This window comes from Accumulibacter sp. (genome assembly GCF_029255145.1).
GTDB lineage: Bacteria > Pseudomonadota > Gammaproteobacteria > Burkholderiales > Rhodocyclaceae > Accumulibacter.
In genome coordinates, this window is sequence record NZ_JAPUVQ010000148.1 from 17,038 (window position 1) to 30,825 (window position 13,788).

General features: G+C 68.1%; 8 protein-coding genes. 7 read left to right on the forward strand and 1 reads right to left on the reverse strand.

All coding sequences use genetic code 11. The features are described from left to right. Window positions 1–152: 152 nt before the first annotated feature. The 7 genes from Q1L50_RS18870 to Q1L50_RS18900 all read left to right on the forward strand — a co-directional run bounded on the left by Q1L50_RS18870 (window position 153) and on the right by Q1L50_RS18900 (window position 12,680). Window positions 153–3,503: a CHASE domain-containing protein gene (locus Q1L50_RS18870; RefSeq protein ID WP_300341763.1), complete on the forward strand. Its 3,351-nt coding sequence runs from the start codon at window positions 153–155 to the stop codon at window positions 3,501–3,503. Then, window positions 3,490–3,882, forward strand: a complete 393-nt coding sequence (locus Q1L50_RS18875) for a response regulator (protein ID WP_300341765.1) — start codon at window positions 3,490–3,492, stop codon at window positions 3,880–3,882. Before Q1L50_RS18870 ends, Q1L50_RS18875 begins: the two co-directional genes overlap by 14 nt. Further along, a complete protein-coding gene (locus tag Q1L50_RS18880; RefSeq protein WP_300341766.1) occupies window positions 3,875–5,557 on the forward strand; it encodes a diguanylate cyclase in 1,683 nt (560 codons plus the stop codon). The genes Q1L50_RS18875 and Q1L50_RS18880 overlap by 8 nt, the downstream gene beginning before the upstream one ends. Beyond that, window positions 5,554–7,593 (forward strand): GAF domain-containing protein, encoded by a 2,040-nt coding sequence (locus Q1L50_RS18885; protein ID WP_300341767.1) that lies wholly within the window; start codon window positions 5,554–5,556, stop codon window positions 7,591–7,593. Before Q1L50_RS18880 ends, Q1L50_RS18885 begins: the two co-directional genes overlap by 4 nt. After that, window positions 7,590–8,246 (forward strand): response regulator transcription factor, encoded by a 657-nt coding sequence (locus tag Q1L50_RS18890; protein WP_300341769.1) that lies wholly within the window; start codon window positions 7,590–7,592, stop codon window positions 8,244–8,246. Before Q1L50_RS18885 ends, Q1L50_RS18890 begins: the two co-directional genes overlap by 4 nt. A 127-nt stretch (window positions 8,247–8,373) precedes the next feature. Continuing rightward, on the forward strand, window positions 8,374–8,739 hold the full coding sequence (locus tag Q1L50_RS18895) for a response regulator transcription factor (RefSeq protein WP_300341771.1): 366 nt from the start codon (window positions 8,374–8,376) through the stop codon (window positions 8,737–8,739). Next, window positions 8,736–12,680, forward strand: coding sequence for an EAL domain-containing protein (locus Q1L50_RS18900; protein WP_300341772.1), 3,945 nt, complete (start codon window positions 8,736–8,738; stop codon window positions 12,678–12,680). Before Q1L50_RS18895 ends, Q1L50_RS18900 begins: the two co-directional genes overlap by 4 nt. 62 nt (window positions 12,681–12,742) lie before the next feature. Here the strand turns inward: Q1L50_RS18900 and Q1L50_RS18905 are convergent, their stop codons facing one another. Then, window positions 12,743–13,756 (reverse strand): NADP-dependent oxidoreductase, encoded by a 1,014-nt coding sequence (locus Q1L50_RS18905; RefSeq protein WP_300341773.1) that lies wholly within the window; start codon window positions 13,754–13,756, stop codon window positions 12,743–12,745. Window positions 13,757–13,788 lie beyond the last annotated feature (32 nt).

The following is a 13,788-nucleotide window of genomic DNA, read 5'->3' on the forward strand; positions in this document are numbered from 1 at the left end:
TAGTCGACCCGCGAACCTATACTGGAAGGAGGGCCAATGGAGTAATTGCCGATGGCCCTTCACCCTTCGCCCGCAGGGTGATCAGGGCATCGCAGCAGACGATTGTATGGCGATCGCGCGGCGGTCGGCAAGTGAAGCAGCGGAGGTCGGACATGGCATTGTTCGGCATAAAACGGAGCGCGCTGCTTTCCCTGCTTGGCGGTTTGGTGTTGACCGTCTGGGCGGGCCAATGGGCCGCCGGTATTGCCGAAAGCGAGGCCCGCCTGGCGTTCGACAAGGCCGCCACGGGACGGTTTCTCCAGCTCAAGGAGCGACTGGATGCCTACGAAGGCGTCCTGCGCGGGCTGCAGGGATTCTTCGCCGGGTCCACCGAGGTGGACCGCGACGAGTTCCGTGCCTACGTCCACCGACTGGACCTGGAGACGCGGCTGCCCGGGGTGCAGGTCATCGGTTTCGCGCGTGCGGTGTCGCTCGCCGGGCGCGACTCCTATGTCGATGCGGTTCGTTCGGATCGTCGACTCGTTGCCGATGGATATCCGGAGTTTTCGATCAGGCCGCCAGGTGAGCGGCCCGAGTACCTGGTCATCGAATATACCGAACCGGCTGTCGGCAACGAAGCCGCTTTCGGCTTCGACCTGTTCAGCGAAGGCGCGCGCCGGAGCGCCGCCGAGCGCGCGCGGGCGACCGGCGCGCCGGCGGCAACCGCGCCGGTGACGCTGGTCCAGGAAACCGCTCACCAGGCGAGCTTCCTGCTGATCTTGCCGATCTATCGCAACGGCGCGGCGCTGACGACCATCGAGCAGCGGCGGGATTCGTTCGTCGGCGTGGTCTTCGCGGCGTTCCGGATGGAAGATTTGGCTCGCGGCGTTTTCGGGCAGGATGCGGACAGTTTTGACCTGACCGTGGTCGACCTCGGCCAGACTGGCAGTGCGGGTGCCGATGCGCGGCCCCTGCTGCATCTCGAGCCGCCGGGTACTTCTCCTTCGCTGTCGGCCTACGCCAGAGAAAAGCAGCTCGCGTTCGGCGGCCGGCAGTGGCGGCTGCGGACCGAGGCGCTGGAAACTCCGACGGCGGTCAAGCGAACCGCGGTGACCGTGCTGGCCGGCGGTGCGCTGATCAGCTTCCTGGTCTTCGCGCTGTTGCAGTCTTTTGCCGGATCGCGCGCGCGCGCTCTGACGCTGGCCGACGGCATGACGCGCGAGTTGCGCGAATCGGAGGCACGCACCCGGGCCGTGCTCGACCATACGCTCGATGCGATCATCACCATCGACGAACAGGGGCTGATCGAAAGCTTCAACCTCGCCGCCGAGCGCCTGTTCGGTTATGGCGCTGGCGAAGTGCTCGGCCGCAACGTCAAGATGCTGATGCCCGAGCCCTACGCCGCCGAGCACGACGGCTACCTCGCCGCCTATCGGCAGACGGCCGTGCGCAAGATCATCGGTATCGGCCGCGAAGTGGTCGGCAAGCGTGCCGGCGGCAGCTGCTTTCCGATGGATCTGGCGGTCACCGAGGTGGCCGTCAACGACCGCCGCCGGTTCATCGGACTGGTGCGCGACATCACCGAGCGCAAGCTCGCCGAAGAACGTTTGCTCGAAGCCAACCAGCGTTTCGACCTGGCTGCCGAATCGGCGGGCTTCGGCGTCTGGGACTGGGATATCGTCGCCAACACCCTGGTCTGGGACGACCGCATGTATGCGCTCTATGGCGTTCGCCGCGAGGACTTCAGCGGCGCCTACGCCGTTTGGGAAAGTGCCGTGCATCCGGAAGACCGCGGAGGCGCCGTCGCCGCGCTGCAGGCGGCCGTGCGCGGGGAAACCCCGTTCGACATCGAGTTCCGCGTTCGCGTCAGCACGCGCTACGGCGACGAGGTACGTCACATCAAGGGCAACGGTCTGGTGCTGCGCGATGCTCAGGGGCAGGCGCAACGAATGATCGGCATCAACTACGACATTTCCGAGCGCAAGAAGATCGAGCAACTGAAGACCGAGTTCGTGTCGACCGTCAGCCATGAGTTGCGGACGCCGCTGACGTCGATCCGGGGGTCGCTGGGCTTGCTGGAGGGCGGCGTCGCCGGCGAGCTGCCGGCGGCGGCGAAATCGCTGATCAACATTGCCGCCAATAACTGCGAGCGGCTGGTCGCTCTGATCAACGACATTCTCGACATGGAGAAGATCGCGTCGGGCCGGATGAGCTTCGCTCTCGAGACGCGGCCGCTGCTGCCGCTGGTCGAGCAGGCCGTCGAAGCCAATCGGGGCTTCGCGGTGCAGCACCAGGTGCGCCTCGAGATCGTTTCGCCGCTGGCGGACGCGACTGCGCGCGTCGACCCGGATCGGTTCCTGCAGGTTCTGGCCAACCTGCTCTCGAACGCGGCCAAGTTTTCGCCACCCGGCGAGACGGTCGGCGTCTCCCTGCTGCGCAGCGGCCCCCGCCTGCGCATCGAAGTCGTCGATCACGGTCCGGGAATTCCGGATGAGTTCCGCGCGCGCATCTTCGAGAAGTTTTCGCAGGCCGATGGCTCGACCACGCGCGCCAAGGGCGGTTCGGGTCTCGGGCTGTCGATCTCGCGGGCTCTGGTCGAACGGATGGGCGGGGAAATCGGCTTTTCGAGCGTTGCCGGTGAAGGCAGTTGCTTCTGGTTCGAATTGCCCGAGGTGGTGTTGGAATTGGCGACGGTGCCGCGTGCGGCGATGGCCGCGGTGGTGCCGGGAGAGGCGCCGCGAGTGCTGGTCTGTGAGGACGACCCCGACATCGCGCAGTTGCTGGCGACGCTGCTGATGCAGGCGGGCTACCGCGTCGATCGTGCGCCCAGCGCCGCTGCCGCCAGACGTATGCTGGCAGCGCATGCGTACGCGGCGATGACCCTCGACATCGGCCTCCCCGATGAGAACGGCATGGACTTCCTGGGTGGCCTGCGCGCCAGCGAAGCCGGTTTTGATCTGCCGGTGGTGATCGTCTCGGGGTCTGCCGATCCGGCGACGCCGGCGCTCGGCGGGGCGCTGGCGATCGCCGACTGGCTGGGCAAGCCGATCGACGCCCCGCGGCTGGTCGCCGCCGTCACGCGGGCGGTGCATCGCCGCGCCGCCCAGCGGCCGCGAATCCTGCACGGCGAGGACGATGCCGATCTTGCCCGGATCGTTGCCGCGCAGTTCGGGGGCTTGGCGGAAATCGTCGAAGCGCCTACGCTGTCTACGGCCAAGGATGCGTTGAGCCAAGGGATTTTCGATGTGGTGATTCTCGACCTCGGCTTGCCGGACGGCCCCGGGCTGAATTTGCTGCCGGTGATCCAGGGTCTGGTCCATCCACCGCAGGTGGTGGTATTTTCCGCCAGCGACCCTGAGGCGAGCCTGGAAAGACGGCAGGCGGTCGTCGCCAGTCTGGTCAAGTCGAGGACCTCCAACGAGCGCCTGGTGCAGCTCGTGCGCGAACTGACGCAGCACGCGTTCGAGGATGAAACACAGCCTGCGTCAGCGAAGACAGGACGGGAGATCGATGATGAACGGTAGCTTGCAGAGGATCCTTTTTGTCGATGACGAAGCCGATATCCGCACCGTCGCCAGGCTGGCGCTTGAAGCGGTCGGCGGCTTTACGGTCGAGCTCGCCGTTTCCGGCGAGGAGGCATTGCGCTGGGCGGGCGACTTCAAGCCCGACCTGCTGCTGCTCGACGTGATGATGCCGGGCATGGACGGGCCGGCGACGCTGCGCGCCTTGCGCGCGATGTGGCAGACCGCCGAGGTGCCGGCGGTCTTTCTGACCGCGCGGGCGCAAGCGAACGAGGTGGCGGCGCTGCGCGCGCTCGGCGCTATCGCGGTGATCACCAAGCCGTTCGATCCGATGACCCTCGCCGATCAACTGCGCGTCATCTGGGACGCGCGCGATGGCTGAACTGCTGCCCGATGCCGCGGCGCAACTGGCCGTTCAGCTGGCCGATCTGGGCGAGGAGTTCCGCCGCTCGGTACCCGGCCGGATGCGCGACGTCGAAGACGCTTTCGCTGCCCTGGGCGGGCGCCGGGACGCCGCCGCGTTGCTCCAGCTGAGCGGCGCCGCGCATCGGCTGGCCGGCGCTGCCGGAACCTTCGGCCACGCGGCGCTGGGCGATGCGGCGCACCGCCTGGAGGAACGAGTGCGCCACCTGGACACCAACCCGGCGGGGTGCGGCGGGCAGGACCGGGCGGCGCTGCAGGGACTCCTGGCGGACCTGCAGGCAGCGGCGGCGGTGGTTACCGCGGCGGCGGCGGTCACAGGCACTGCCGCGACAACTGTCGACACGGCGCCTGGCTTGCCTGCCGCAGCGCTGCCGCGGCCGGTTTTTCTGGTCGATGAAGATTCTCGGCTGGGCGCCGAGATCGCCGAAAAGCTCGGCCACTACGGCTATCAGGCGCGCTTTTTCCCGACGCCGCGGGCAGCCATCGAGGCCATGCGCGAGGCGCCTCCGGAAGCGCTGGTGTTCGATCTGGGCTCTCCCGGCGGGATGCTCGACAAGGTGCTGCTGGCCGAGGCCCGGGCGATCGCCCCGGCACCGGTGCTGATCGTCTCGGCGCGAGGCGACCTCGCGGCGCGGCTGCACGCCCTGCGTGCCGGTGGCGATGCCTACCTGACCAAACCGCTCGACATCGGGGCGCTGGTCGATCGGCTCGACGATCTGCTCGACAAGAGCGACCTCCGGCCGGCGCGCGTGCTGGTCGTCGAGGACGACCCGATCACCGGTCAAGCGCTGCTTGCCGTGCTGGCCAGTGCCGGGATCCTGGCCGAGCTGGTCGGCGATCCCGGGCAGGTACTGGAACGGCTGCGCGAGACGCTGCCCGATCTCATCGTCATGGACATATCTCTGCCGGGGTGTCGGGGCGACGAACTGGTGGGGGTCATTCGCCAGGTCGATGTCTGGCAGGGGGTGCCGATCGTCTACCTGTCGGTCGAGGTGGACCGTGACCGGCAACTGCTGGCACTCGAGCAGGGAGGCGACGATTTCCTGCAGAAGCCGATCGCCCCCGGGCATCTGCTGCGCGTCGTTTCAGCGCGTATCGAAAGGGCGCGGCGACTGCGCGCGCTGATGACCCGCGACAGTCTCACCGGGCTGCTCAATCACGCGCGCTTCATGGAACAGCTCGACATCGAGGCGCTGCGCGCGCGGCGCGCGGGCAAGCCGCTGTCGGCGGCGATGATCGACATCGACCATTTCAAGAGCGTCAACGACAGCTACGGGCACGCCGCTGGCGATATCGTCATCAAGGGTTTGGCGCGCTTGCTGCAGCAGCGCTTGCGGCAGGTCGACGTGATTGGCCGCTACGGTGGCGAGGAGTTCGCGGTGCTTTTTCCCGAGACCTCGAGCGACGCCGCGCGGGCGGTGATCGAGGAAATCGGACGCGTTTTCGTCAGTCTGCGCTTCCGCCGGCCCGACGGCGACTTCGCCGTCAGCTTCAGCGCCGGAATCGCGTCTGTCGACCAGGCTTGCCAGCCGCGGCAGCTGATCGAGGCGGCCGATCGCGCGCTCTATGACGCCAAGCGCCGCGGCCGCAACCGCGTCGAGGTCGCAACCCCATGCGCAGGACCCGCCACATGACTCAGACCGGCAAGACGACCGGCAACGCCGCCACTGGCCAAACGATCCTGGTCGTCGAAGACGATCCACTGGTCGCCCGCGCGCTGGCCCTCCGGCTTGCCGCGATGGGCTATGCGATCGCCGGACCGGTGGCCAGCGCCAGTGCCGCGGTGGCATTGGCCGCGTCCGAACGCCCCGACCTGGTGTTGATGGACATCGTCCTGGCGGGCGACGTCGACGGCATCGAGGCCGCACGAGAGATTCTCGAAGCGCAACGCGTGCCGCTGCTCTACCTGACCGCCTATTCGGATGAGGAGCGCTTCGCGCGCGCGCGGATCACCGCGCCGTACGCCTACCTGATCAAGCCGTACAACGACCGCGAGTTGCAGCTGGCGATCGAACTGGCGCTGCAGCGGCACCACCGCGACCGCCTGTTGCAGCTCGAAGCCGAGCGTCAGGAGCGGCGCATCGAGGAACTTGCGACAACGCTTTCGGCGCTGGTCGAGGGCTCGACCGACTGCATTTTTGCCAAGGATGCCGATGGCCGCTACGTGCTCTGCAACCACGCCTTCGAACAATTGCTCGGCCGCTCGCGCGAGGAGATTCTCGGCCGCCGCGACGACGCGCTCTTTGCCGCCGAAGTGGCGGCGCGCTTTCGCGCCGACGACCAGCGCGTCGCCGCGGCGGATGCGACCGAGACGATCGAGGAGGAATTCGGCGGCGTTGACGGCTCGCGCACTTTTCTGACCACCAAGGGGTGTCTGAAGATTGCCGGTGAGTTGCGAGGCGTCTTTGCCATCGCCCGCGACATCAGCGCACGCAAGAATGCCGAGCTGCGCCTGCGCCGGCTGAGTGGCTTCTACAACGCGCTCGCCCAGACCAATCACGCGATCATGCACGCCGAATCGGCCGACGAGCTGCTGGCGCGCGCTTGCCAGATCGTCGTTGATCACGGCGGTGTCAGCGGCGCCTGGATCGGCCTGCTCGACGCCGCCGGCTGGCTGCGGGTTGCCGCCGAGCACGGCATGGCCAAGACCTATCTTGGCGGCCTGCGCATTTCGATCGACGGCCAGCAAGAGGAGGGGCACGGTCCGGTCGGAACCGCGATGCGCGCCGGCAGCATCGCCGTGTGCAACGATTACCTGGCCGACCCACGGACGCGTCCCTGGCAGGAACGCGCCCGCATGGCGGGAATCAGCGCCTCGGCCGCGTTGCCGGTCCGCCGTGGCGGCGAGGTGGTCGGCGCCTTCTGTCTGTACGCCGGGCAGGCCGGTTTTTTCGACCAGGCGCTGATCGAGCTGCTCGGCGAGCTGGCCAGCGACATCTCGTTTGCTCTCGACAACTTTGACGCCGACTCCCGAAGGCAGCGCGCCGAAGCGGACCTGCGCAGCGCGCGCGACCGCCTGCACGAGCTGTCGGCACGTCTGATCGGCGTGCAGGAAGCCGAGCGGCGTCGTCTTGCCCGGGATCTGCACGACGACATCGGGCAGAACCTGACGATGATCAAGATCGTCCTGCATGGCCTGGCACGATGGGGTGCGGGAGGCGACGCCGAGGCCGTCCGCGAGGCCGGCGAGATCGCCGACCGGACACTGCAGCGGGTGCGCGCGCTGTCGGTCGCGCTGCGCCCGCCGCAACTCGACGATCTGGGCCTGGTGCCGGCGCTGCGCGCGCACCTCGACAGCACGTGCCGTCACGCCGGGATCAAGGCGACGCTGGTGGCCGAAGGGTGTCCGGCGCACTTCCCCGAGGAGATCGGCATCGCCTGCTTTCGCATCGCACAGGAGGCGCTGAACAACGTCGTCCGCCACGCCGGCGCGACCGCCGTGGCGCTCGAGCTGCGGCTGGCCGACGGCGCGCTGCGCTTGTCGCTGCGTGACGACGGCCACGGCTTCGACGTGCCGGCGGCGCTCACCAGCGCGACGCGCGGACAGAGTCTCGGCCTGCTCTCGATGCAGGAACGCGCCGAACTGGTCGGCGGGCAGCTGACGGTGTCCTCCGGCGCCGCCGGTAGCGAGGTGCGCGCCAGTTTGCCGCTCGCCGAGGCGACTTCGTGAGCGACGCCATTCGCGTCGTCCTCGCCGACGACCATGTCCTGGTGCGCGCCGGCATCCGCTCGCTGCTCGGCGCCTTCGTCGGCGTCGAAGTGGTCGGCGAGGCCGCCGACGGCAACGAGGCGATCAGCCGGGTTGGCGAGTGCCTGCCCGATGTGCTGCTCATCGACATCGCGATGAAGGGCATGGACGGGTTGGCGGCGGCGGCCGAAATCCGCCGCCAGCATCCGGTGGTGCGGGTGGTGGTGCTGTCGATGCACGCCGACGCCGAGTACGTGCTGCAGGCGCTGCAAGCCGGCGCCGCCGGTTACCTGATCAAGGACGCCGCGCCGATCGAGCTCGAACTTGCGCTGCGCGCCGTGATGCGCGGCGAAAGCTGGCTGTCGCCCGGCGTCTCGCGGCAAGTGGTTGACGGCTACCTTGCCCGGCTGCAAGGCGACCGCCCTGCCGACCCCGCCCTGACGCCGCGCCAGCGCGAGATCCTGTGCTGCATCGCGGCCGGCAATGGGGCCAAGGAAATCGCCTTCGATCTGGGAATCAGCGCCAAGACGGTCGAGTCGCATCGCGCCCAGATCATGGAGCGGCTCGGCATTCACGACGTGGCGGGGCTGACCCGCTACGCGATCCGCAGCGGCCTGGTGTCGGCCCAGAAGTAGTCCTTGCCGGTCCGAACGTCCGCCCGTTGACCAGGATTTGTCTGGTCGCGTCTAGGGGATCGCCCGATGGTGCGCGGCAGCGGCAACGTTTAATGTGGCCCCGAGTCTTACTGGCTGGAGGGTCGCCATGCGCACGCTCAGATTGCTGTTGGTCGATGATTGTCTTGAGTTCCGGAGGCTGCTGGCGCGCTTGCTGCGCCGGCCGGGCTACCAGATCGTCGGCAGCGTCGCTTCCGGCGAAGAGGCGCTGGCGGCGCTCGCCGGCAGCGCCCCCGACGTGGTGATCCTCGATCTGGCGATGGCTGGCCTCGGCGGCCTGGAGACGGCGAAGAGAATCCGTCGGGAACACGCCGGGATCAAGATCGTCATTCTGTCGCTGCATTCGACTCCCGAATACCGCGCGGCGGCGGCGGCGGTCGGCGTGCACGCCTACGTCTGCAAGGCCAATCTGGTGCCGGAACTGCCGGTGGCGCTGGCCGAACTGTGCGCATGAAGGACGACGCCCTGACCCGCCCGCAGGGGCCACCGGCCATTGGGACGGACGCTGCCGGAGCGAAGCGCATCCTGATCGTCGAGGATGATCGCCAGCTCGCGGCCTTGCTGGCGCTGCAGCTTGCTGCGGCAGGCTACGAGACGACACAGGCCTTTGACGGTCAGACCGCGATCTCGATGGTACGCAGTGCCGCCGCCGACCTGGTGCTGATGGATATCCTGCTGCCCGGAGACCTTGACGGCATCGTCGCCGCCGAGATGATCCTGCAGCATTTCGACGTTCCGGTGGTGATGCTGTCGGCGGTCAACCCCGAGCAGATTCTGGCGCGCGTTGTTGCCGCCGCGCCCTACGGCTACATCCGCAAGCCGTGGCACGAACACGCGCTGCGGGTGACCGTCGAGCTGGCGCTCGAAAAACACCGCGCCGAGCGCCAGCGCCGGCAGCAGGAAGCGCTGCTGCACCGCCTGCTGGTCGGCACTGCCCGCAAGACCGGGCAGGAGTTCTTCAACGTTCTGGTTCGCGAGCTCGCCGCCGCTTGGCCGTCCAGTGCCGTCTGCATCGACGAGCTCGTCGGCAGCGATGCCGGCGAGGCCAGGATGCTCGCTGCCTGGGTCGACGGTCGGCTGCTCGCCGGCGGCAGCTATCCGCTCGCCGGAACGCTCTGCGCCGAGGTTGCGGCGAGCGCGCGCACGGTCCGGGTGAACGACGCTGGCGAACGCCTGGCGAGCGACCCGAGGCTTTCCGATGCGGCCAGGCAGAGCTACCTCGGAACGCCATTGTTCTCGGTCGACGGCACTGTCAGCGGTGTCCTGGCGATCATCGGCGCGCCGCCCTGGTCCGTTGATGGGCACCCCTGCCGGGTACTCGAGATCTTCGCTTCGCGCGCCGGCGCCGAGCTCGAACGCCAGCGCGCGGTCGCCGCGCTGGCCTCCGGAGAGGCGCGCTACCGTGGCGTTCTGGAGACGGCGGCCGACGCCATTCTGCTGGTCGATTCGGCCGGCACGATCTCCTTGGCCAATACCAGCGCCGAACTGATGTTCGGGTATCCGCCTGGCGCGCTCGACGGGCTGTCCATCGACTTGCTGGTCCCCGTTTCCCGGCGTGCAGGACACCGCGCCCAGCGCGCCGAATTCGACCGGCTGCCGCGCCACGGCAGCATGCGCGGTTCGCAGATCGAAGGCCAGCGCCGCGACGGCAGCGTCTTCCCGGCGGAGGTCAGCCTGAGCTACACGCGGCAGGCCGCCGGCCTGCTGGTCACCTGCGCGGTACGCGATGTCAGCGAACGCAACCGGCAGGCGCTGGCCTTGCGGCGGCTGAACGCGTCGCTGCGCCTGATCCATGCGTGCAACGCCGCGCTGGTGCGCGCCGGCAGCGACAGCGAGATCATTGCCCATGTCGTCGAGCTGCTGCACCGGCAGGGCGGCTATGCGGCGGTGTGGGTGGATCTGGTCGGCGCCGATGGCCAACTGGCGGCCGTGCCGGCTGCCGCGGCCGCTGCGGCGGCGCTCGACGGGCTTTGCTGGTACGACGGTTTTCGTGGCGACTTGTCCTTGCCGGCAGTGGCGCAAGGGCACGCCCTGACCTGCGTGTTCGGTTCCGCCAATTGCCTGGCCGACTGGGTTGGCGATCTCGCCGACCGTGGTCAGCGCGCCGCGCTCGCGCTGCCACTGATCGTCCGCGGCGCGACGATCGGCGTGCTCGGCCTGCTCAGCAGCGACCCCCACGGTTTCGATGCCGACGCCTGCGAGCTGCTCGAGGAACTCGCCGAGGATCTCGCCTACGGCGTTTTCGCGCAGCGCGCCGAAGCCGGTTTGTTGCTCCTGCAGCGGGCCGTCGACGCCTCGTCCAACGGGGTGATGATCACCGATGCGCTGGCGCCGGATCACCCGATCACCTATGTCAATCCGGCGCTGGAAAGGATCACCGGCTATCTCGCCGCGGAGGTGCTCGGACGTAATGGACGCTGCCTGATCGAGGGGCAGCTCGAACAGATCGAGCTGAACGAATTGCGGCAGGCCTTGCGCGAGCGACGCGGCACGCGGGTTACCTTGCACAGCCTGCGCAAGGACGGATCGCCGCTGTGGAGCGAACTGACGTTGTCGCCAGTGTTCGCCGCGGACGGCACCTTGAGCCATTTTGTCAGCGTCTTCAACGACATCAGCGAACGTCGGCGCTATCAGGAAGAGCTTGAACACCAGGCCAACCACGATGCGTTGACCGGCCTGGCCAACCGCAACCTGCTGCACGACCGCCAGCATCAGGCGATCGCCTATGCCGAACGGCACAATTCGGGTCTGGCGCTGCTGGTGGTCGACATCGATCAGTTCAAGCGGGTCAACAACAGCCTCGGTCACGGTCAGGGTGACGAGTTGCTGCGGCTTGTCGCCGCGCGCCTGCTGGCCAGCGTGCGCGACGGCGATACCGTGGCCCGCCTGGGCGGCGACGAGTTCGTGATGATTCTGGCCGACCCGGTAGCCGAGGACGAAGTGGCGCGCGTGATTGCGCGCATTCTCGACCAGTTCGCCCTGCCGATCGAACTCGGTGGACGCGAGCTGACCATCAGTTGCAGCATCGGCGCCAGTCTCTATCCGCGCGACGGCGAAGACGCCGAGACCCTGATGAGGAACGCCGACGCCGCGATGCGTCGCGCCAAGACGGCGGGCCGCGGCCAGTTCCAGTTCTACCAGGCGGAGATGAACGCCCGCGTCAGCGATCAACTGGCGCTGGAAAGCGATCTGGAGAACGCTGCCGAGCGCGGCGAGCTCGAACTTCACTACCAGCCGCAGGTCGATCTGGTCAGCGGTGAAATCGTCGGTGCGGAAGCGCTGCTGCGCTGGAATCATCCGCTGCGTGGCAGGATCAAGCCGGACGACTTCATCGCCATCGCCGAGGATGGCGGACTGATCGTTCCGATCGGCCAATGGGTGATCGACGCCGCCTGCCGGCAGGCCCGCGCCTGGCGCGATGCCGGCTTGCCGACGCCACGGTTGGCGGTCAACCTCTCGGCGCGGCAGTTTCAGAGCGACGATCTGGCCGAGCGGATTGCCGCGGCGATCACCCGTTACGGGCTCGACGGCAGCGGCCTGGAAGTCGAATTGACCGAAAGTGTCGCGCTGCAGGATAGCGGCCGGGTGGCGGGAATCCTGAAGGGAATCCGGGCCGCCGGGGTGAGTACGGCGATCGACGATTTCGGTACCGGTTTCTCGTCACTCGCTCGCCTGATGCGAATTCGTGTCGACCGGATCAAGATCGACCGCTGCTTCGTTCGCGACATTCTTGCCGACCGCGCCGCCGCCGCGGTGTCGCTGGCGGTGATCGCGATGGCCAAGAGCCTGGGCATCAAGGTCATCGCCGAGGGCGTCGAGACCGAGGCGCAGCTCAAGTTCCTGAGCGAACGCGGTTGCGATGAAATGCAGGGTTTCTACTTCAGTCGGCCGCTGCCGGCCGGGGATTTCGAGGCCTTGCTGCGCGAGGGACGCCGGCTGAGCTTGGGCGGCGAGACCGACGAAGACCACTCGCGAACGCTGCTGCTGGTCGACGATGAACCGAACATCACCAGTGCCCTGCGCCGGCTGTTGCGCGCCGACCGCTACCGCATCTTTACCGCGACCAGCGGCAGCGAAGGGCTCGACATCCTCGCCGTGCACCGCGTCGGGGTGATCGTTTCCGACCAGCGCATGCCGGGGATGTCGGGCACCGAATTCCTCGCTCGCGCCAGCGCGCTGTTCCCGGATTCGGTACGGATCATCCTGTCCGGATATACCGACCTGCAGTCACTGACCGACGCCGTAAACCAGGGAGGGATTTACCGCTTCATGGCCAAACCGTGGGACGACGGCGAACTTCGCGCCGCGGTGCGCGATGCCTTCGTCCGCTACCGTCGGGATCGCGGCCGCGCGAACGGTGGCGGCGTGCCGGGATGCACGCCGGGCGACGCCTGATCGGCTCGCGTCAAGCGCTGCCGCGGCAAGCCGAAGTGTTGCTCTGTTGCTGCCACCGGTGTTCATTCGTCGCTGACCTTCACCAGCACCTTGCCGGTATTGGCGCCGGTGAACAGCTTGCGCAGAGCCGATGGCGCCGACTCCAGGCCATCGGAGACGTCGAGCCGGTACTTCAGCCGCCCGGCCAGGTGCCAGGCGATCAGCTTCTCCGCCGCCTCGTGCGCACGGTCCAGGTAGTCGAGGACGATGAAGCCCTGCATCCGGCCGCGTTGCATCAGCAGGTGGGCGAGGTTGGACGGCCCCGGCTCGGGGGCGCTGGCGTTGTACTGCGAGATCAAACCGCACAAGGCGATGCGGGCGCCCAGGTTGATTCGCGCCAGCACCGCGTCCAGCGTGCGCCCGCCGACGTTCTCGAAATCGACGTCGATCCCTTCCGGGCAGGCCCGCGCCAGCCCGTCGGCGACGTCCTCCGCCTGGTAGTCGATGACCGCGTCGGCACCGAGCTCGTCGCTCAGCCAGCGGCATTTCTCGGCGCCGCCGGCGATCGCCACCACGCGCATGCCGAGATTCCTGCCGATCTGCACCGCCAGCGAGCCGACCGCGCCGGCCGCCGCCGAGACCACCAGCGTCTCGCCCGCCCTGGCCTGCGCGACATCGGTCAGTCCAAAGTACGCGGTCAGGCCGATGTGGCCCAGCAGGCCGAAATGCGCACTCAGCGGCAACGGCAGCGGTGGCAGCTTGCTCAGTGCCCTGGCCGGGCTGACGCAACAGCGTTGCCAGCCGAGCATGCCCTGGACGAGGTCGCCCGCTTGCAGGCCGGCGTCACGCGATGCCAGCACGCGGCCAATGCCGATGCCGCGCATCACCTCACCGAGTTGCAGCTTCGGCAGGTAGCTGTCGGCGTCGTTCATCCAGATGCGGTTGGTCGGGTCGATCGACAGCCAGATCGTCTGCACCTGGGCCTGGCCCTCGGCCAGCTCCGGCAGGTTCGTCTCACGCCACTCGAAGTTCCCGGCGGTTGGCAGGCCTGCCGGACGGGACGCCAGGTGCCAGGCGGCGTTGATCTTGGGGCTCATCACTTCTCCAGGTGGTCGTCAAAGCACGAGCA

Coding starts and splice junctions, on each gene's coding strand:
- Q1L50_RS18880 (WP_300341766.1), top strand. CDS start 3,875: ATGGCTGAACTGCTGCCCGATGCCGCGGCGCAACTGGCCGTTCAGCTG.
- Q1L50_RS18900 (WP_300341772.1), top strand. CDS start 8,736: ATGAAGGACGACGCCCTGACCCGCCCGCAGGGGCCACCGGCCATTGGG.
- Q1L50_RS18870 (WP_300341763.1), top strand. CDS start 153: ATGGCATTGTTCGGCATAAAACGGAGCGCGCTGCTTTCCCTGCTTGGC.
- Q1L50_RS18875 (WP_300341765.1), top strand. CDS start 3,490: ATGATGAACGGTAGCTTGCAGAGGATCCTTTTTGTCGATGACGAAGCC.
- Q1L50_RS18885 (WP_300341767.1), top strand. CDS start 5,554: ATGACTCAGACCGGCAAGACGACCGGCAACGCCGCCACTGGCCAAACG.
- Q1L50_RS18905 (WP_300341773.1), bottom strand. CDS start 13,756: ATGAGCCCCAAGATCAACGCCGCCTGGCACCTGGCGTCCCGTCCGGCA.
- Q1L50_RS18895 (WP_300341771.1), top strand. CDS start 8,374: ATGCGCACGCTCAGATTGCTGTTGGTCGATGATTGTCTTGAGTTCCGG.